This window comes from Haloterrigena alkaliphila (assembly GCF_017352155.2).
Lineage (GTDB): Archaea > Halobacteriota > Halobacteria > Halobacteriales > Natrialbaceae > Haloterrigena > Haloterrigena alkaliphila.
The window spans coordinates 1,819,305-1,836,105 of the sequence record NZ_CP071462.1 but is presented as its reverse complement, the minus strand read 5'-3'; the positions used below and the strand labels follow the sequence as shown (position 1 = coordinate 1,836,105).

At 65.3% G+C, this 16,801-nt stretch carries 20 protein-coding genes and 1 tRNA gene; 12 read left to right on the top strand and 9 right to left on the bottom strand.

Annotated features, from left to right (window positions below):
* Nucleotides 1-10: 10 nt before the first annotated feature.
* Nucleotides 11-220: a DUF8131 family protein gene (locus J0X25_RS27765; protein ID WP_207290766.1), complete on the bottom strand. Its 210-nt coding sequence runs from the start codon at nucleotides 218-220 to the stop codon at nucleotides 11-13.
* Nucleotides 221-320: 100 nt separating this feature from the next.
* On the opposite strand from J0X25_RS27765, the gene J0X25_RS27760 reads away from it, so the two are divergent.
* Genes J0X25_RS27760 through J0X25_RS27745 form a run of 4 tightly spaced genes read left to right on the top strand, consistent with a single transcriptional unit; the run spans nucleotide 321 to nucleotide 3,353 of the window.
* A complete protein-coding gene (locus tag J0X25_RS27760; protein WP_207290765.1) occupies nucleotides 321-557 on the top strand; it encodes a hypothetical protein in 237 nt (78 codons plus the stop codon).
* Complete coding sequence (locus tag J0X25_RS27755) at nucleotides 554-1,402, top strand: cytochrome c oxidase subunit II (protein ID WP_207290764.1); 849 nt, start codon at nucleotides 554-556, stop codon at nucleotides 1,400-1,402. The genes J0X25_RS27760 and J0X25_RS27755 overlap by 4 nt, the downstream gene beginning before the upstream one ends.
* On the top strand, nucleotides 1,395-3,143 hold the full coding sequence (locus J0X25_RS27750) for a b(o/a)3-type cytochrome-c oxidase subunit 1 (RefSeq protein ID WP_207290763.1): 1,749 nt from the start codon (nucleotides 1,395-1,397) through the stop codon (nucleotides 3,141-3,143). Before J0X25_RS27755 ends, J0X25_RS27750 begins: the two co-directional genes overlap by 8 nt.
* Nucleotides 3,144-3,353, top strand: a complete 210-nt coding sequence (locus J0X25_RS27745; protein WP_207290762.1) for a CbaC protein — start codon at nucleotides 3,144-3,146, stop codon at nucleotides 3,351-3,353. It abuts the gene before it with no gap.
* A 32-nt stretch (nucleotides 3,354-3,385) separates the two neighbouring features.
* Here the strand turns inward: J0X25_RS27745 and J0X25_RS27740 are convergent, their stop codons facing one another.
* On the bottom strand, nucleotides 3,386-3,697 hold the full coding sequence (locus J0X25_RS27740) for a DUF7091 family protein (RefSeq protein ID WP_207290761.1): 312 nt from the start codon (nucleotides 3,695-3,697) through the stop codon (nucleotides 3,386-3,388).
* A 144-nt stretch (nucleotides 3,698-3,841) separates the two neighbouring features.
* Here J0X25_RS27740 and J0X25_RS27735 point away from each other — a divergent pair, with 144 nt between their 5' ends.
* From J0X25_RS27735 to J0X25_RS27720, 4 genes are all read left to right on the top strand, one after another.
* On the top strand, nucleotides 3,842-5,086 hold the full coding sequence (locus J0X25_RS27735) for a magnesium transporter (protein WP_207290760.1): 1,245 nt from the start codon (nucleotides 3,842-3,844) through the stop codon (nucleotides 5,084-5,086).
* Between the two features lie 289 nt (nucleotides 5,087-5,375).
* The gene (locus tag J0X25_RS27730) at nucleotides 5,376-6,305 is read left to right on the top strand and encodes a replication factor A (protein WP_207290759.1); all 930 of its coding nucleotides are present in this window, start codon (nucleotides 5,376-5,378) and stop codon (nucleotides 6,303-6,305) included.
* Between the two features lies 1 nt (nucleotide 6,306).
* Nucleotides 6,307-6,954, top strand: a complete 648-nt coding sequence (locus J0X25_RS27725; RefSeq protein WP_207290758.1) for an RPA family protein — start codon at nucleotides 6,307-6,309, stop codon at nucleotides 6,952-6,954.
* A 114-nt stretch (nucleotides 6,955-7,068) separates the two neighbouring features.
* Entirely contained in the window at nucleotides 7,069-7,557 is a 489-nt protein-coding gene (locus J0X25_RS27720) for a VOC family protein (protein WP_207290757.1), read from the top strand.
* Nucleotides 7,558-7,581: 24 nt separating this feature from the next.
* Here J0X25_RS27720 and J0X25_RS27715 read toward each other — a convergent pair whose 3' ends face one another.
* Both J0X25_RS27715 and J0X25_RS27710 read right to left on the bottom strand, forming a co-directional pair.
* Nucleotides 7,582-8,253: an alpha/beta hydrolase gene (locus J0X25_RS27715; RefSeq protein WP_207290756.1), complete on the bottom strand. Its 672-nt coding sequence runs from the start codon at nucleotides 8,251-8,253 to the stop codon at nucleotides 7,582-7,584.
* Nucleotides 8,250-9,290 (bottom strand): VOC family protein, encoded by a 1,041-nt coding sequence (locus tag J0X25_RS27710; protein ID WP_207290755.1) that lies wholly within the window; start codon nucleotides 9,288-9,290, stop codon nucleotides 8,250-8,252. The genes J0X25_RS27715 and J0X25_RS27710 overlap by 4 nt, the downstream gene beginning before the upstream one ends.
* A 150-nt stretch (nucleotides 9,291-9,440) precedes the next feature.
* Here J0X25_RS27710 and J0X25_RS27705 point away from each other — a divergent pair, with 150 nt between their 5' ends.
* Nucleotides 9,441-9,848, top strand: a complete 408-nt coding sequence (locus J0X25_RS27705) for a DUF8146 domain-containing protein (RefSeq protein ID WP_207290754.1) — start codon at nucleotides 9,441-9,443, stop codon at nucleotides 9,846-9,848.
* 245 nt (nucleotides 9,849-10,093) lie between these two features.
* On the opposite strand, the gene J0X25_RS27700 is transcribed toward J0X25_RS27705, so the two are convergent.
* Nucleotides 10,094-10,549, bottom strand: coding sequence for a DUF5814 domain-containing protein (locus tag J0X25_RS27700; protein ID WP_207290753.1), 456 nt, complete (start codon nucleotides 10,547-10,549; stop codon nucleotides 10,094-10,096).
* A gap of 173 nt (nucleotides 10,550-10,722) precedes the next feature.
* Here J0X25_RS27700 and J0X25_RS27695 point away from each other — a divergent pair.
* A tRNA-His gene (locus J0X25_RS27695) sits at nucleotides 10,723-10,794 on the top strand.
* Nucleotides 10,795-11,063: 269 nt separating this feature from the next.
* Nucleotides 11,064-11,933: a hypothetical protein gene (locus tag J0X25_RS27690; protein WP_207290752.1), complete on the top strand. Its 870-nt coding sequence runs from the start codon at nucleotides 11,064-11,066 to the stop codon at nucleotides 11,931-11,933.
* Between the two features lie 33 nt (nucleotides 11,934-11,966).
* On the opposite strand, the gene J0X25_RS27685 is transcribed toward J0X25_RS27690, so the two are convergent.
* Both J0X25_RS27685 and J0X25_RS27680 read right to left on the bottom strand, forming a co-directional pair.
* Nucleotides 11,967-12,317, bottom strand: coding sequence for a helix-hairpin-helix domain-containing protein (locus J0X25_RS27685; protein WP_225896752.1), 351 nt, complete (start codon nucleotides 12,315-12,317; stop codon nucleotides 11,967-11,969).
* A gap of 244 nt (nucleotides 12,318-12,561) precedes the next feature.
* Complete coding sequence (locus tag J0X25_RS27680; protein WP_207290751.1) at nucleotides 12,562-13,419, bottom strand: alpha/beta fold hydrolase; 858 nt, start codon at nucleotides 13,417-13,419, stop codon at nucleotides 12,562-12,564.
* 184 nt (nucleotides 13,420-13,603) lie between these two features.
* On the opposite strand from J0X25_RS27680, the gene J0X25_RS27675 reads away from it, so the two are divergent.
* The gene (locus tag J0X25_RS27675; RefSeq protein ID WP_207290750.1) at nucleotides 13,604-14,905 is read left to right on the top strand and encodes a DUF2238 domain-containing protein; all 1,302 of its coding nucleotides are present in this window, start codon (nucleotides 13,604-13,606) and stop codon (nucleotides 14,903-14,905) included.
* Nucleotides 14,906-14,933: 28 nt separating this feature from the next.
* Here the strand turns inward: J0X25_RS27675 and J0X25_RS27670 are convergent, their stop codons facing one another.
* Both J0X25_RS27670 and J0X25_RS27665 read right to left on the bottom strand, forming a co-directional pair.
* On the bottom strand, nucleotides 14,934-15,326 hold the full coding sequence (locus J0X25_RS27670) for a hypothetical protein (protein WP_207290749.1): 393 nt from the start codon (nucleotides 15,324-15,326) through the stop codon (nucleotides 14,934-14,936).
* Between the two features lie 449 nt (nucleotides 15,327-15,775).
* On the bottom strand, nucleotides 15,776-16,636 hold the full coding sequence (locus tag J0X25_RS27665) for an aldo/keto reductase (RefSeq protein ID WP_207290748.1): 861 nt from the start codon (nucleotides 16,634-16,636) through the stop codon (nucleotides 15,776-15,778).
* Nucleotides 16,637-16,801: the final 165 nt, after the last annotated feature.

Here is a 16,801-nt window from a genome sequence, read left to right as displayed (position 1 = left end):
GCGGCGGTCGTCAACGGGCTGTTCCGTTCCCGGAGTGGTCGCCGTGTGCACCCTCGGCCGGCGACATCGCGAGGTACAGCGAGCCGATGATCAGCGCGACGTTGACCGCGCTGACGAGGCCGGCGACCCCCGAGTTAGTGACTCCGTAGACGATGACCGGAACGACCGCGAGCAGTCCGACGGCCGCCGCGTACCGCGGCGTGACAGTCTCGAGCGCCATAACCGTCTCTCGGGCGGTCAACGAGTTAATACCTCGAGAAGTTCCCATCGGTCGGGAATTACGATCGGTCGTAAGTCCTCCCCCTTCCCTATCCACCCGTATGGGTTCGGCAACAGAACGACGGACGACCGATCAGGCCGGCGAAACCGCGTCCGGGGAGACCGGTCCGGTTCGCACGATCGGTCACGACGAGTACGATCCGATCGGGACGCTGATCCTGATCGCGATCTACTTCGTGATACTGGTACTGCTGTGGCTGTTCATGTACTTCGTCGAGTTCCTCGGCAACGGGCCGACCGTGGTCGGGGCGCTCGTGACGGTGGTGGGACTGGCGTGAACATCCACACCTACGAGAAGATCTGGCTGGGCGCGGCGATGGCGTTGATCGTCGGCTTCATCGCGACGATCACGTACGGCGCGGTCGGTCCCGGCATCGCGATGGTCGACGACGACGGCGGGTCGATCGACCCCGGCGAGATCAGCGACCACGAGCGGTTCGGTGACACGGGCGTCGAACACGTCGGCGGCAACGAGTACGAGGTCACCGTCGTCGCGCAGGCGTGGTCGTACTCGCCGAGCGAGATCGAGGTGCCGGCCGGCAGCGAGGTGACGTTCTACGTCACGAGCCGAGACGTCACTCACAGCTTCTCCGTGGTCGGGACGAACGTCAACACGATGGTCGTCCCCGGCCAAATCTCGGAGATGACCGTCGAGTTCGACGAACCCGGCGAGTACGGCATTCTCTGCAACGAGTACTGCGGAGAGGGTCACCACACGATGGAAGGAAAGCTAACCGTCGTCCCGGAAGACGAGTTCGACCTGACCGAACTCTCCGTCGAGGCCCCCGACGAGGTCGAGGCGGGCAACGAGACGACGATCAACGCGACCGTCCAGAACGGCATGCAGACCGACCTCGAGACGACGGTCGCCCTCGAGATCGGCGACCAGCAGTACGAGGAAGCCGTCACGGTCGCCGGAGACAGTAGCGAAACCGTCGAATTTTCGGTCGACACCGCCGAACTGGGCGCGGGAGACCACGACTGGACGGTGACCGCCGACGGCTACGAGGAGAGCGGCACGCTCTCGGTCGTCGACGCGGCGGGTGGCGGCGACGGGAGCGACGGCGGTGGCGACGGCGGCACTGGCAACAGCTCCGCGGAGGGAGGTGCTGGCGATGCGTAACGCCTACATCGACCAGTTCCCGGCCGAAGCCCGGTTGATCAAGGCGGCGTTCTGGAGCTCCTTCATCGCGCTGGCGATCGGCGGCGTGCTCGGACTCGTGCAGGCGCTCCACCGGACGGACGTGCTCCGGTTCATCAGTTCGGCGGACTACTACACCGTGTTGACCGCCCACGGCGTGTTGCTGGCGATCACGTTCACGATCTTCTTCCTCGTGGGGATCTTCACCTGGGCGGTGACGACCAGCCTCGAGCGCGGGGTCGTGGATATCCGCTTCACCTGGTCGTGGTACGCGTTGATGGTGGTCGGCGCGGTGATGGCCGCGATCACGATCTTCGCCGGGTTCATCGAGTCGCCGCCGGAAATACTCGGGTCGGTGCTGAGCGCCGACGTGCTCTTCACGTTCTACGCGCCCCTCGAGGCCCACCCCTTCTTCTATCTGGGGCTGGCGCTGTTCGTCGTCGGCACCTGGATCGCCGGCGTCGACTGGTTCCGGACGTGGTGGGCCTGGCGGGACGAGAACCCCGACGAGCGGATCCCGCTCCCGGCGTTCATGGTGTTGACGACGACGCTGTTCTGGTACATCTGTACGCTCGGCGTGGCGCTGTCGATCATCGTCTTCCTGCTGCCGTGGTCGCTCGGGATCGTCGACTCCGTCAATCCGCTGCTGACCCGGACGCTGTTCTGGTACTTCGGCCACGCAGTCGTCTACTTCTGGCTGATGCCGACGTACATCATGTGGTACGTCATGCTGCCGAAGTTCTCCGGCGGGAAGCTGTTCAGCGACCCGCTCGCACGGGTCGTCTTCGTGCTGTTCCTGCTGCTCTCGACGCCGCTGGGGATCCACCACCAGTATCTGGATCCCGGCATCGCGGAGGGGTACAAGTTCATCGCGATGACGAACACGATGTTCCTGCTGTTGCCCAGTCTGCTCACCGCCTTCACCGTCGTCGCCAGCATGGAACACGGCGCGCGCCAGCGCGGCGGGACGGGACGTCTGGGCTGGCTCACGGCGCTCCCCTGGCGCGATCCGGTGTTCACGGGGATGGCGCTCTCGGGGCTCATGTTCGCCGCGGCCGGCTTCTCCGGCATGATCAACGCGGGGATGAACATCAACTACCTCGTCCACAACACGTGGTGGATCGTCGGCCACTTCCACCTGACCGTCGGCACCGCCGTCGCGCTGACGTTCATGGCGGTCGCCTACTGGTTCATCCCGCAGGTGACCGGCAAGGAGCTGTGGAGTCGTTCGGTCGGACTGGCACAGGTCCTGCTGTGGTTCGTCGGCATGACGTTCATGTCGAACGCGATGCACCGCTCCGGGCTGTTCGGCATGCCCCGCCGGACCGCCGAACCCCAGTACAACGGCTTCGAGTTCGAGCCCGTGGCCGGGACCGTCGCCGAGATCAACGCGCAGGTCGCCCTCGGCGCCGTGTTGCTGACCGTCTCGCTGGCCCTGTTCCTGCTGAACATGGTCGTGACGTCGTTCAACGGCACCAGCGACGCGATTCCGGACAACACCTACGCCGGGGCGCTCTCGGGTCCCGAGGACTCGCCGGCCATCCTCGACAACCTCAAACTCTGGACCACCATCGCCGTCGTTCTCGTGGTCTTCGCGTACACGCTCCCGCTGGCGAGCATCGTCGACTCCGGCGGCCTCTTCGGGCCCGGCATCGACGGCTTCCGGCTCACCATCGCCCCCGACGCGGGGCTCCTCGAGTCCCTCGGAGAGGTGGTCCGGTAGATGCGGATCTCCAAGACCTCGCTGGTCATCGTCGGCGCGCTGCTCGTCCCCGTCGTCGTCGAACTCCGGACGGCGCTCTCGTGGTTCGGGGTCGAACTGTCGATCCTCGAGTCGGTCGCGCTGGCCGCGGTGTTCGTGCTCGCGATCGTCGTCTGGGCGGTGTGGCCGCCCGACGGTGACGCCGAGACGGAGCCGTCAGGTCTCGACTGATCCGCCCCGTCGGAACCGACAACAGCGGCCGCTCACCACGTCTCGATCCGTCCCTCTCGGACGTCCTCCGCACAGCCCTCGCAGTCGGGATGGCCGTCTTCGTAGCAGGCCGGTTGGAACTGCTCGTCGAGCATCGCCGCCCGCCGTTCGGCGTAGCGGCGACAGACGATCTTCGCCCGTCCCTCTTCGTCGGAGGGGAGGCTGCGGGCGTTTCTCGCCACTTCGTAGGCCTCGCGGGCTTCCTCGAGTTGCTCGTTCGTCGAGCCGCGAACCTGTTCGTACTGCTCGCCAGCCTCCCGGAGCTTCGAGCGCAGGAACCGCTCGAGCCGACGACGATCCGCCATTGCCGGCTCGTAGGATCGCGTCCCACATAGGCCCGTCGCTGCGCCACACCCGTTCGGAGAGCGGACGCGACGGACGAGAACGGGTGAACGCCAAGCTGTCCGGGACCACAATCGTTTAGATGACGGCCACACCCACGATGGACGATGGAAGAGCTATCGGATGTCCAGCAGGCGATCGCGACGTCGTCGACGCCCGCCGGGGAGTTCGAACGGCTGTCGCGACGCCGACAGCGGGAGGTGTTCTTTCTCCTTCCGGAGACGGTCCAGCAGTCGCTGGTCGAGGACATGGATCGCGAGCAGTTACGGGGATTCGTCGGGCGGCTCGATCCCGACGAAGTCGCGGACGTACTCGGACTGGCGGACGAAGAGACGCGGACGGCGGTGCTCCGGCAACTCGACGAAGACCGTCGAGAGCGAGCCGAGTATCTGCTCGGGTTCAGTTCCGAGAGCGCCGCCGGTCTCATGCACCTCGACTACGTGACCCTCGAGATCGACCAGGGTCTCGAGGCCGTCGCCCAGCGAGTCCAGCGCCACGAGTCTCGAACCGGCCGGATCCCGACCATCTTCGTCACCGAGGGCGGCGAACTCGTCGGGGAACTCCCCGGACAGGTTCTGGCGATGAGCGACGACGGACCGGTGGAGCTCCGCGATCACGTCTCCGACACAGCGGCGGTCGCGTACGACGCGCCCGACGAGGAGGTTATCGACGTCTTCCGGGAACACCCCGAGAGTTCGGTAGCCGTACTGGACGACGACGGCACCGTCATGGGCGTCATCTACGCCCAGGACCTCCTCCGCGTCGTCGAGGAGGAGGCGACCGAGACGCTCTACGAGTTCACGGGCGTCCAGGAGGAGGAGAGCATCCTCGACGGCCCGCTCTCGAAGGTCCGTTACCGGTACAAGTGGCTGATCATCAACCTCGGGACGGCGTTTCTGGCGGCCGGTGCGGTCGGCTTCTTCGAGGATACGATCGCCGCGTTCACGCTGCTCGCCGTGTACATGCCGGTGGTCGCCGGGATGGGCGGGAACGCCGGCACACAGTCGATGGCCGTCACCGTCCGCGGCATCGCCCTCGAGCAGATCTCGCTGTCGACCGGGAGTCGCGCGGTCGTCAACGAGATCATCGCCGGCGCCGTTAACGGCCTCATCACGGGCGTCCTCGTCGCGGTCATCGCGTCGGTGTTCAACCAGAGTCCGCTGCTCGGCCTCGTTCTCGGCGTCTCCATGGTGTTGAACCTCGTCATCGCCGGCTTCTTCGGGACCATCATCCCGCTGCTCCTCGAGGAGATCGGCAAGGACCCGGCGACGTCCGCGACGATCTTCATCACGACGATGACGGACGTGCTGGGCTTTTTCATCTTCCTCGGGCTGGCACAGTCCGTCCTCTGAGGGGCGGTCCCACCGCCGCTCGCAACTTCGGTACTCGCGGCTTCGGTGCTCGCGGCTTCGGTGCTCGCGGCGCTCGGCGCTCGCGGCACCCACCCCGATTCGCCGTGCGGCGCCGTGACGGCGTCGCGGCGTGATCGTTCCCCACCACCCGGCGATCGACTCCATCACGTCGCCGCCACGCGATCCGATCCGGCGGCGTTCACTTTCGCCCCGGTGCCGGTACTTTAAATACTATCGGGCGCGAAACGAGGTATGCCTCCCAGTGAAACCAAAGAGGAGGCGTGACACAATGAGCGACGTACGACAGCACGCGGACGACATACACGACCAGTTTTCGGACCACATCGACGTCTCCGTCGACGACGTCGAGGAGCGCCTGACCACGCTCGTCGACGAGTACAAGGTACCCATCGACGAGGCACGCCGGAGCGTCACCAACCACTACCTCGAGGAGGCCGGCCTCGAGCGCGAGGACATCTCGCGGGGCGGCAGCGAGGCCGCGAACGTCGAGGACGTGGACGAACCCGAGCAGTGGATCGACCTCACCGCGAAGGTCATCGAGCTCTGGGACCCCCGGAGCGACTCCGTCGCGCAGGTCGGCCTGCTGGGCGACCCGACGGGCACGATCAAGTTCACCAAGTGGGCCAAATCGGACCTCCCCGCACTCCAGGAGGGCGCGGTCTACGAACTCCGGAACGTCGTCACCGACGAGTACCAGGGCCGGTACTCGGTCAAACTCAACTCGACGACCGTCATCGAGGAACTCGACGAGGACCTCGAGGTCGGCGACGACACCAGCGAGATCGAGGGCGCGCTCGTGGACATGCAAAGCGGGAGCGGCCTCATCAAGCGCTGCCCGGAGGACGACTGCACGCGCGTCCTCCAGAACGGCCGCTGTAACGAACACGGCGAGGTCGAGGGCGAGTTCGACCTCCGGATCAAGGCCGTCGTCGACGACGGCATCGACGCCCACGAGGTCATCTTCGACAAGGAGGCCACCGAGGAGCTGACCGGGCTCAGCCTCGAAGAGGCCAAGGAGATGGCGATGGACGCCCTCGACACGACCATCGTCGCCGACGAGATCCACGAGGACATCGTCGGGACCTACTACCGGATCGAGGGGCCGACCTTCGGCCGCTACGTGCTGGCCGACGACGTCGAAGAACTCGACGGGCCGGTGGATGCCGAACAGCTGCTGATCAAAGCGAGGTCGATGTGATATGAGCCAGGCAGAACTCACCCGCGAAGTCGCCCGCCGCGTCTTCGCCTCCGAATTCAACGACTCGACGTACACCTTCAAAGAGAGCGACGACGAGCGCGCGCCCAACTACGCGCTGCTCCCGACCGGCGACCGCGCCAACCGCGTGTTCATCGTCGGTACCCTGACCGAGACCGAAGACGTCGGCGAGGACAGCGAGTACTGGCGCGGCCGGGTCGTCGACCCGACCGGGACGTTCTTCGTCTACGCCGGCCAGTACCAGCCCGAGGCCGCCGCGGCCCTGCGGGACACGGAGCCGCCGGCGTACGTCTCCATCGTCGGCAAACCCCGGACCTACGAGACCGACGACGGGACCGTCAACGTCTCCGTCCGGCCCGAGTCCATCGCGGTCGTCGACGACGCCACCCGCGACCGCTGGGTCGTCGAGACCGCCGAGCGAACCCTCGACCGGATCGAGGCCTTCGAGGAGTGGGAAGCCGAGCAGGAGGCCCCCGAGAGCGGCTCGACGGCGCCCACCAACGAGTACGCCCAGATGGCCCGCGAGCAGTACGACTCGCCGGTCGTCAACTACCGCAATAACGTCATTCAGGCCCTGGAGCAGCTCGAGGACGCCGAAGGCGAGACCGACGACGCCGAAGCCTCGGCCTGAGACGATCGATCGTACTCGGTTCGTTTTTTCGACCGCTCGAGACGACTGGCGAGTGCGAGAGCGGATGCTGTGCCAGCACAGGCGTTACCGGACGGCAGTGCGTACGTATTTTCGATGAACGACACGGACGACGCGCCAGAGCGCAGCGGCGACCGCGCCCGACTCGTCGGACTCAACCACGTCGCCCTCGAGGTCGGCGACGTCGACGAGGCCCTCGAGTACTACGAGTCGTTGTTCGAATTCGACCTCCGGAGCCGGAGCGAGACGAACGCGTTCCTCGATATGGGCGACCAGTTCATCGCGCTCGCGGAGACCGACGCGGCTGGTGAGGAAATCGACGACGCTCGGCACTTCGGACTTGTCGTCGACGACGCGGACCGCGTCGCCGAGCGACTCGAGGACCTCGAGATCGACCGTCTCGACGTACCGGGACTCGAGTTCCGCGATCCGTGGGGTAATCGGTTCCAGATCGTCGACTACGAGGAGATCCAGTTCGCGAAGGCGGATCACGTCCTCGAGGGGATGGGCTTCGGCGGGCTCGAGAAGACCGACGGTGCGCTCGAGGAACTCGCGGAGAAGGGGCTGGCGTCCGATTCCGAGTGATCGCGGCGTCGGGTTCAGCCTCGTTCAGTCCTCGAGCATCGATCCGGTCGCGTCGAACTCGTCGTCGGTGACCTCGTGGCCCGTTTCCGGATATCTCCGCTCGTCGACCGCGGCGTCCGCGCGCTCGAAAACGCGGCCCGTGGCCGCGACGCGCTCGGGGTCGACGTGGGGATCGTCAGCGCCGTAGCCGAGGAGGACCGGCGTCTCCGCGAGCGAGCCGTCGATGACGGTCGATTCGAGTTCGTGGTCCGTTCCGGGAAACGTGCTCGAGAGGACGGCGAGCCCGCCGTAGCGGTCCGGATTGCGTCGTTCGAACTCCGCGACGACGCAGGCGCCCTGCGAGAAGCCGGCGAGGACGGTTCGCTCCGCAGGGATGCCGATCTCGGCCGCCGACTCGAGCGCGGCGGCCACGCAGTCGACGCTCGAAGAGAGCCACGGCTCGTTCTCGGATCGGGATGCACTCGCCCGGCGGGGATACCAGCGGCTCCGTTCGGCCTGCGGGGCGAAGACGGCGAGTCCGTGGCGATACACCGGTTCGAAGAGGTTGACGACGCCCTGGACCGTCGCGCCGAGGCCGTGACAGAGTACGAGCGCGGCCTCGGCGCCGAGCGCCGGCGCACCGGCCGTGAGCAGCGGCTGCCCGGCGTGGGGACCCGAAACCGACTCCATCGGGCGTCCCGAGTCGGTTCTCGTCATCGGTCGGCGTCGACAGTCGCGTCGTCGGTAGTCGAGTCGTCGGTAGTCGCGTCTTTGGTGTCGCCATCGGAACGCTTCGAGCCCGTCGGAACCGTCAGCGCCGGCAGTTGGCTCTCGATCAGGTCCCGGTCCCGTTCGAACCAGTCGGGGAGGTGGAGCGACTCGCCGGGGCCGCCCGTTGGGCCGCTGGCGGCGACGCTGTCAGTCTCGGTCGCGAGTTCGAAGAGGACGCCGCCCGGTTCGCGGACGTACAGCGAGTGGAAGAAGTGCCGATCCTTCACTCGCGAGACGTCGTGACCGCGCTCGTCGAACAGGTCGCGCCACCTGTGGAGGTCGTCCTCGCGCTCGACGCGGACCGCGACGTGATGCAGGGTGCCGGGGCCTTCGCGACCGAACGGGGCGTCCCGGTCGAGGACGTCGACGACGGTGGCGCGGTCCCCCGCGGCCCGGTACCGGATCCGGTCGTCGCGTTCCGCCTCGTACTCGAACCCCAGCGTCTCGAGCATTCCAGCGGTCGCGTAGGGGTTGCCCGACAGCGTCGCAACGCCGTGGAGCGCGCGGATCGCCGCGTCGTCGGGAATCGGCCCCTCGGTCCAGGGCTCGGTGCCGGTCGAGGCGGTCGACACCGGCGCGTCGGATGGGACAGCAACGAGTTCCAGTCGCGTCCCAACGGGGTCCTCGAACCGCAGGAGGCGCTCGTCGAAGCGCTCGAGCGGCCCCTCGATGGCGATTCCGTGATCGGTGAGTCGGTCTCGCCAGAACTCGAGGCACCCCTCGGGGACGGCGAACGCGACCGCGGCGACCTGCGGTTTGCCGACCCGACCCGGTTCGGCGTGGGGGTCGGGAAAGTGGGTCAGCACCGTTCCCGGGGTGCCGGCCGCGTCGCCGAAGTAGAGGTGGTGCTGCAGGATATCCTCGAAGTTCACCGTCTGCGCGACGAGTCGGAGACCGAGCACGCCCGCGTAGAAATCGATCGCCTCCTGTGGGTCCCCGACCAGTCCCGTGACGTGGTGGAGGCCCGGCGTGTCGGTGAGCATGGGCGGTATTGGGCCTCGAGGCGGATATACTGTCTCCCGTCATCCCTTGGACGTTCGCTGCCGGCCTTGGCTGATCGCTGCCGCCCGGACGCAGCTACTGGACCCTCGTCTGACGAACCGTTAAGTATCACGAACGACGAATGAGGGGCAATGGGCAACAAGAACAAGACGATCTCGTTTCGCGTGAACGAGGACGCGTTCGACGCGCTCCAGGATATCGCCGAAGAACGCGACATCTCGTTGTCCGCCGTCTTCCGGGACTACGTCGACCAGCTCGTCGAACACGACGGACAGGTCCAGGTCGTCCCCGAGGAGGAACTCGAGGCGATGGGGAGCGGCGACGACGGAGAGCAGACGTTCCCGCCGACCGTCGAGGTCCCCAAGAGCTTCATTCGCGAACACGAGCGCCTCGAACTCGAGGCCGACCACCTCCGGGAGCAACTCGACGAGTACAAGGGCTACGTCAACGACCTGCAGGACCGACTCGAGGACGAGGAGGACGAGGTCCTGCTGCTCGACGATCTGGACGAGGAGGACGAATCGTACCAGTTGCGATAATAGGCGGAACGATGGCACTACAGCGATCCGATCCAGTGCGGTGGCGCGCGCTGTCGGCGCGCTCTCGCAGTACTCGAGCGCGCCGACGGTGTTGCGCGAGGGATGAGTGAGCGAGCGAATCGGCTGGGGAGGGTGTGGAAATCCCTGTTGCCAGCGGCAGCAGAACTCGGTTCCCTTACCGGTCACTCAAACGCTCGTTCGTCAGCCCGGCTACTGACGGGCAGCCTCAATGCGTAAACAGCCGTTTATCGAGCCAGATTCTGCTTCGCCTGTCGGATCTCGTCGTACTTCTCGTCCTGACCATCGACTCGAGCCAGCCCCTCGGCCGCCTCGAGCGTCCGGACGGCGTTGTCCAGAAACGAGAGGACGTCGCCGGAGTAGGCGTAGACCATGTAGTCGTCGGTCATCACGTCGACGATGGCGTCCGGCCCCAGCCCCTCCGCGCGCAACTCGAGCAGGTACTCCATGAACTTCCGCTCCGCACAGCCGCAGTAGGGGTTGTCGTCGCAGTCGCAATCCAGGAAGTCCTCCGCGAAGTCGAGGACGCGGTCCCGGGTGGCGTCGTCGAGCTTCTCGAGGCCCTGTCCCTGGAAGAGCACGTCCAGCGTCGCTCCCTTGAACGCGCCCTTCGGGATGTTCGTCTCGAGCTGGGAGCTGAGCTGGCGGTGGTTTTTGACGTAGATTTTGTCGGTGATGGCCACGCGTTGGCGTCTCTATGGACGGTGTGCCGAAAAACGTCCCGGTCTCGAGTCGTCGAGGGCTAGCGCGTCATCGTGAGTACAGCCGGAAATCCCCCGGTACGGAGTCGCACGGGATCGTACTCGAGTCGTAACGTATTTCAGTCCGACCGGACGTAATTCTGTTTGCAAGCGTGTCCGGGTTGGGGTAGTGGTTATCCTTCAGCCTTGTGGAGGCTGAGACGCGGGTTCGATTCTCGCACCCGGACTTCCTGCGGCGAACAAATTCGTGAGCCGCAGGAATCCGTCGAGAATCGAATCAGGGAGTGAAGCGAACGCAGTGAGCGGAACGACCGTGGTTCGATTCTCGCACCCGGACTTTTTCAGGCTTCTTCAGTCCTTAGACGCCGGTTTTCGGAGTCAACACATCGAGGACACAAATGACGCCGAAAGCCTGCCAAGTTAGTACGAACGGTCGAATCGACGCTGTCGGGCGATTCCAATCATATCAGGACAAATTCCATTCGGGGGTCCGATCATGACCCTCCCAGAGGACGTCCCATTGGTCATCAGCGACGATCGAGAGTATCTGAACCAACGCCAGTTGGAAGACTACAAACAACACCGGAAGGAAGTTTTGGGTTGGCTATACGACCTCGGTAAGAGCCCGGACGTCGCCGAGGGATACAGTCTTGCTGTGACGCGGAACATGGCATACCGGCTCTCGAAGATCTATCGGTGGTTATGGGACCGGGAAGGGTATACCACGCAACTTACTCACGACCATGCTGACGCCTATCTTCGAGAAATCGCTGGAAGGGACTGGCAAAACTCCAATAAGGCGGAATATCTGAAAGCCCTCAATCGCCTCTTCAAGTGGAAACAGCACGAACGGGGAGAACAACCATGGGATCCGGATATATCCTTCTACCCATCAGGGGATGAGTACCAACCACAGGATTTCTTCACGCTTGACGAACGGAAGGACCTCCGCGAAGCGGCACTCGAGTATGGTTCTGTACCGGCGTATAGTAACCTCACCCCAGAGGAACGCTCGAGGTGGAAAAGATACATCTCGATGATGCTGGAGAAGCCTATGACGGAGGTCACGCCCGATGACTGGGATCGTATGAACAACTGGAAGATACCATCCCTCGTCTGGACCAGCTTGGATACAAGCTTACGCCCCGTTGAGGTGAAACGCGCGGTCGTCTCATGGGTCGATACGAATAATGCGGTACTCCGTATCCCAAAAGAGGAATCTTCGAAGAATCGGGATAACCGGGGATCGATCGACGCTGGCGCTGATCCATACGAGGTCCGGGAACTCTTGTACGCGTTCGCGATCGTTCTCGACAGGTACGGCTGGGACCGTGTAGGCGTGCTGCGAAATCAGTTAGATCACTAGTAGACAGGTGATCAAATCGAGAGTGCGTGCCGATCACCGAATCAGATCAAGAACTGCATCAGCCGTACTTGGACCAACTCCGCGGACGGACTCGAGTCGTTCACGATCAGTTCCTTCTAAGTCGGCGAGATTCTCGTACTCTTGGGCAATTGCTTGACTCGTGGATTCGCCGACACCATTGACATCCTCAAGTATGACTTTGATGCCCGCGTTCTGGCCAGAGAATTCGCTTTCGAACTCAGATGCACTGATTTGTCCTTGGTAAAATTTCGCCTTGAGAGTCTTCTTTCTATGATCTTGAGCGCTTCTATCTATTTTCTTGGCCGTTCTGGATACCTTATCCGCTGTCCGTTTCATCTTGCGGATGTTGCTAAGGAACCCCATATTGGTCAGTCCCACAGTTGGGCTGAAAAATCCCAGTTAGGATTTTTTGCGATTGTCTCTCATCCGAGAACGAAGTGTCACCTCGTGTCTTGCGGTGTCCTAGACTATGTTTCGTTATCGGTGTTCATCACCGGTCTTGTCGGTTCGATTCTCATCTTCGCATACTATCTTGGGCGTCAATCGGGCCGCCGACTGGTCCGGCCACAGGCATCGCTCGAGCCCCACCCCCACCTCGAGCCACTCCTTACGTCACGTCCTCGAGAAACGTCGTCAACCGCTCGACGAAGTAGTCGGGGCGCTCCTCGGGGATCCAGTGGCCGGCTCGCTCGACGACCTCACCCTCGACATCGGTGGCGACGGTTTCCATGTCTTCGATCGGCAGCGTTCGGAAGGACGCCGCGCCACCGAGCGCGAGGACGGGCATCTCGAGCGGGTCCGCGGCGTGCGCACCGTTATTCTCGGCGTCCTCGTCGTAGGCGCGGTAGTACTCGAACCCACCGCGTAGGCCCCCGGCCTGGGAGTAACAGCGGACGTACTCGTCGCGGGCGTCCTCGTCGATCGCCGAGGGATCGTAGGCGCCCTCCTTGTAGAACCACGAGAGGTAGAGTTCTTCGCGGCCGGCGACCAGCCGCTCCGGCAGGTCGCGAACGCCGTGAAAGCGCGTGTGCCAGAGGTGGCGTTTCTCGTCCTCGCGGACGCCCGGGAGCCCCGCCTCGAGGACGCAGAGGGCGTCGACCTCGTCGCGGTACTGGGCGGCGTAGGCGTAGGCCGTCGGCATCCCCCAGTCGTGGCCGACGAGCGCGATCGGCTCGTCGCCGAACCCGAGGTCGTGAACGAGTTCGCGCACGTCGGTCGCGACGGTGTCCTTGTCGTAGCCCGATAGCGGCGCCTCCGAGTCACCCAGCCCCCGCAGGTCCGGGGCGATGACGGTGTACTCGGCGGCGAGGTCGGGGATCACCTCGCGCCACTCGTACCAGGTCTGGGGCCAGCCGTGGAGCAAGACCAGCGGCGGCCCCTCGCCGGCGGTCACGTAGTGCAGTTTGACGCCGTTGACCCGCGCCAGCCCGTGCTCGAGAGCGTCGAAGTCGTCCGAGTCGACCATATGCCATCTGTTCGCACGCGGGAAGGTCACTTTTCGGACAGCAGCAACACTCTACGGACAGCAGCAACCGCGATGCGATAGCACTCGAGGTGTCTCCCGCGAGCGACCCGCTTGAAGACCGAACCTCGGTTCGGCGGCGTACTCAAGCGCCCGCGTTTAGGAGGCGTGTCGTGTACGACGGCGTATGGCGGACGCCAGACTCGGCCGGAGCTTCGACGAGACCCAGCGAAACGCCGTGCTGGCCTGGGTCGTCACGATCGTTCTGGTCGCGTTCGCGATCAGCCACGGCCTCGAGAACTCCTATCGCTGGTTCGTCTTCACCGGCTTCGCGGTCGCGATCGCCGTGCTCCCCGTGGCCGCGTTCCGGGATCCGCTCGCGATGCCGCCCTGGGAACTACTGGTGCTGGTCGCCATCCCGGTCGTCGACGCGACGGTGTTCGGCGAGTCGCCGCTGACGACGGTCGCGACCTACGTCGCCGTGGCTTCGGTGGCGCTCCTCGCGACCGTCGAGATCGATCGGTTTACCGAAGTTCGGATGAACCACGCGTTCGCCGTCGTGCTGGTCGTGCTCACGACGCTGGCCGTCGCCGGCACGTGGAACGTCGCCCAGTGGCTCTCGGACGTGGCGTTCGGGACCGACTACATTCTGGGCGGGCAGTCGCAGGACGCGGCCAACTACGACCTGATGATCGACTTCGCGTACGCGGCGCTGGCCGGACTGCTCGCGGCGGTCCTCTTCGGCCGGTACTTTGCCTACGCTCCGGAGGAGATCGACCGCACGCGAACGTACGTCCCCACCGACGGTGCGTCGGACGGGGACGGCGATGCGCCGGACGAGGGACCAACCGCCGTCCCGAGCCTGATCCGCGACCGACTCGACGTCCCCGATGGAACCGTGGTCGTGCTCTCGCGAGTCATGCAGGCCGCCCTCGCCGTCCTCCTCGTGTACGGTATCGTCGCGCGAGACCTGACGACGGTCTCCAACAGCGCCATCGCGCTCGGGATCACGTTCCTCCCCGCGGTACTCGAGCGCGACCGTCGGCTCCCCCTCGAGCCCGGACTCGTCTTCTGGCTCACCGCGGCGGTGTTCCTGCACGCCTTGGGCTCGGCCGGGCTGTACGCGTTCATCGGCCCGTGGGACAGCCTGACCCACACGATGTCGGCGTCGATCGTCGCCGCCGCGGGGTACGCCGTCGTCCGGGCGATCGACCTCCACACCGACGAGATCTACGTCCCGCCGCGGATGCTGGTCGCGTTCATCCTCGTGTTCGTGCTGGCCTTCGGCGTCCTCTGGGAACTGCTCGAGTTCGCGCTCGACTGGGGCGCACAGCAACTCGGCCTCAGCGCGGTCGTCGCCCAGCACGGCCTCAGCGACACGATCGTCGACCTCGTCTACGACGTCGTCGGCGCCGCCGTCGCGGCGATCTGGGGGTCGTTCTACCTCACCGAACTCTCTCATCGCATCGCCAGTCAACTCGAGAACTGAGTTCGATCGACGACTCGGGGCCCGGACGCTACGCCGACTCGTCGACCTCGATCCCGTCGCGCTCCGCGCGTTCGATCGGATACCGCCGGCCGTCGGCGAGCGCCGCGAGCGCGTCGTCGCCGATCGATTCGACGTCGGCCAGCAGTCCTTCCTCGAACTCGGCGACGAGTTGGTAGGTCAGTTTGCCGTCGTCGGTGACGCCAGCCGGGAGGATCTCCGCGCGGAGTCGCTCCGAGAGGTCGTCGTCCTCGTTCAGTCGCTCCTCGGCCTCGTCGAAGTGTTCGATTCCGCTGCCGACCGCGTGGTGGAACTCCACGAGGGCGCCGTGGGCCCGGCGGAACTCCTCGAGGCCGCGTTCGATCTCCTCGAGGGCGACTCGCTCGTCCTCGGTCGCATCGTCCAGCGCAGTTCGATCACCCATATCGGCCCTCCCACGTCCGGTCCGGTAGGCGTGGGGCCTGAACTGGACGGGACGGACGGGAATCCCGCTGTAGGTGGACTGACGACCGGCGGTCGACGCGCCGAGACGGACCGCGGCGTCGCGACGAGACGCGGCCAGTACCGGTCGTGCGTCCCCGTTCTTCGGCAGACGGCTCGTTCCGGTCGGTCCCGAATCGGTTCGCGTGGTTAGCCGGACGCGAGACCTCTGACGACGCCTCCCGCTCGTCAGAGGTCTTTCCCGGTCGCCTCTTCGGCCGTCTCCTCGACGGTTTCCGACACCGCTTCGTCGGCTCCACCGGAAATGTATCCCTCGATCGCTTCAGCGACTATCTTGAGTACGTTCATGCGTTCGGTTCTCTGTTCAGCGCACAATAAATTAACGTCTTCTTGTGTTTCTCAGATAGGGGGTGAGGACCACGGCGGAGGCGTTCAGTCCGCCGCCTCGGTCAGTCGCTGGACCTCGTCGTCGGACAGCGACAGCTGCGAGGCCGCGACGTTCGACTCGAGGTGGTCGGGATCGGACGTGCCCGGAATCGGGAGGATGACCTCCGAGCGCTCGAGGAGCCACGCCAGCCCGACCTGTCGGCGCGTCGCGTCGTGATCCTCGGCGATCTCGTCGAGGAGGTCGCCGTGTTCGTCCAGATCGTCGCCGTTGATCGGCGCCCACGGGATGAAGCCGATGCCCGCCTCCGTACAGAGCTCGAGGGAGTCGGCGGCGCCGCGGTCGTCGAGGTTGTACCGGTTCTGGACGGTCGCGACCTCGACCTGCTCGCGGGCCTGATCGATGAGTTCGGGCGAGACGTTGCTGAGTCCCACCTCGTCGACGAGCCCCTCGTCTTTGAGTTCCGCGAAGGCGGCGACGGAGTCCTCGAAGGGCGTGTCGTCGTCGGGTCGGTGGAACTGGTAGAGGTCGATGGTATCGGTACGGAGTCGGTCGAGCGAGGTGAGCACCTGATTGCGGATGTAGTCCGGATCGCCGTGGGCGAGCCACTCGCCCTCGCGGTTGCGCAGCAGGCCGGCCTTGGTCGCGACCAGCACGTCGTCGCGGTCGCCGATGGCCTCGCCGATGAGTCGCTCGCTGACCGCGGGGCCGTAGGAGTCGGCCGTGTCGACGAAGTCGACGCCGACCTCGACCGCCCGCTCGAGCACCTCGCGGGCCTGGGCCTCGTCCTCGGGCGGGCCGATGATCTCGTCGCCGGTGATGCGCATCGCCCCGTACCCGAGCCGGTGGATGGTCGTGTCGCCGATATCGAACGTGTCGCTCTCGTTTTGGATCGTGTCGCTGCTCACGGGCGTGCTATTCCCGGCGGACGGATAACCGTTGGCCAGCCAGCAAGCCGTCCCTCGATTCGGCCCAGCGACCCGTCGCGGTGCTGCGAAACGACCGCCCGCGACGCGACCGCGGCGTAGCCACTGCCGACGCGATAGCCACCGCCGACGCGAGGCCGATTCCGA

Coding starts and splice junctions, on each gene's coding strand:
- J0X25_RS27765 (WP_207290766.1), bottom strand. CDS start 220: ATGGCGCTCGAGACTGTCACGCCGCGGTACGCGGCGGCCGTCGGACTG.
- J0X25_RS27670 (WP_207290749.1), bottom strand. CDS start 15,326: ATGGGTGATCGAACTGCGCTGGACGATGCGACCGAGGACGAGCGAGTC.
- J0X25_RS27750 (WP_207290763.1), top strand. CDS start 1,395: ATGCGTAACGCCTACATCGACCAGTTCCCGGCCGAAGCCCGGTTGATC.
- J0X25_RS27675 (WP_207290750.1), top strand. CDS start 13,604: ATGGCGGACGCCAGACTCGGCCGGAGCTTCGACGAGACCCAGCGAAAC.
- J0X25_RS27720 (WP_207290757.1), top strand. CDS start 7,069: ATGAACGACACGGACGACGCGCCAGAGCGCAGCGGCGACCGCGCCCGA.
- J0X25_RS27745 (WP_207290762.1), top strand. CDS start 3,144: ATGCGGATCTCCAAGACCTCGCTGGTCATCGTCGGCGCGCTGCTCGTC.
- J0X25_RS27680 (WP_207290751.1), bottom strand. CDS start 13,419: ATGGTCGACTCGGACGACTTCGACGCTCTCGAGCACGGGCTGGCGCGG.
- J0X25_RS27725 (WP_207290758.1), top strand. CDS start 6,307: ATGAGCCAGGCAGAACTCACCCGCGAAGTCGCCCGCCGCGTCTTCGCC.
- J0X25_RS27730 (WP_207290759.1), top strand. CDS start 5,376: ATGAGCGACGTACGACAGCACGCGGACGACATACACGACCAGTTTTCG.
- J0X25_RS27735 (WP_207290760.1), top strand. CDS start 3,842: ATGGAAGAGCTATCGGATGTCCAGCAGGCGATCGCGACGTCGTCGACG.
- J0X25_RS27740 (WP_207290761.1), bottom strand. CDS start 3,697: ATGGCGGATCGTCGTCGGCTCGAGCGGTTCCTGCGCTCGAAGCTCCGG.
- J0X25_RS27685 (WP_225896752.1), bottom strand. CDS start 12,317: ATGGGGTTCCTTAGCAACATCCGCAAGATGAAACGGACAGCGGATAAG.
- J0X25_RS27760 (WP_207290765.1), top strand. CDS start 321: ATGGGTTCGGCAACAGAACGACGGACGACCGATCAGGCCGGCGAAACC.
- J0X25_RS27710 (WP_207290755.1), bottom strand. CDS start 9,290: ATGCTCACCGACACGCCGGGCCTCCACCACGTCACGGGACTGGTCGGG.
- J0X25_RS27690 (WP_207290752.1), top strand. CDS start 11,064: ATGACCCTCCCAGAGGACGTCCCATTGGTCATCAGCGACGATCGAGAG.
- J0X25_RS27715 (WP_207290756.1), bottom strand. CDS start 8,253: ATGACGAGAACCGACTCGGGACGCCCGATGGAGTCGGTTTCGGGTCCC.
- J0X25_RS27705 (WP_207290754.1), top strand. CDS start 9,441: ATGGGCAACAAGAACAAGACGATCTCGTTTCGCGTGAACGAGGACGCG.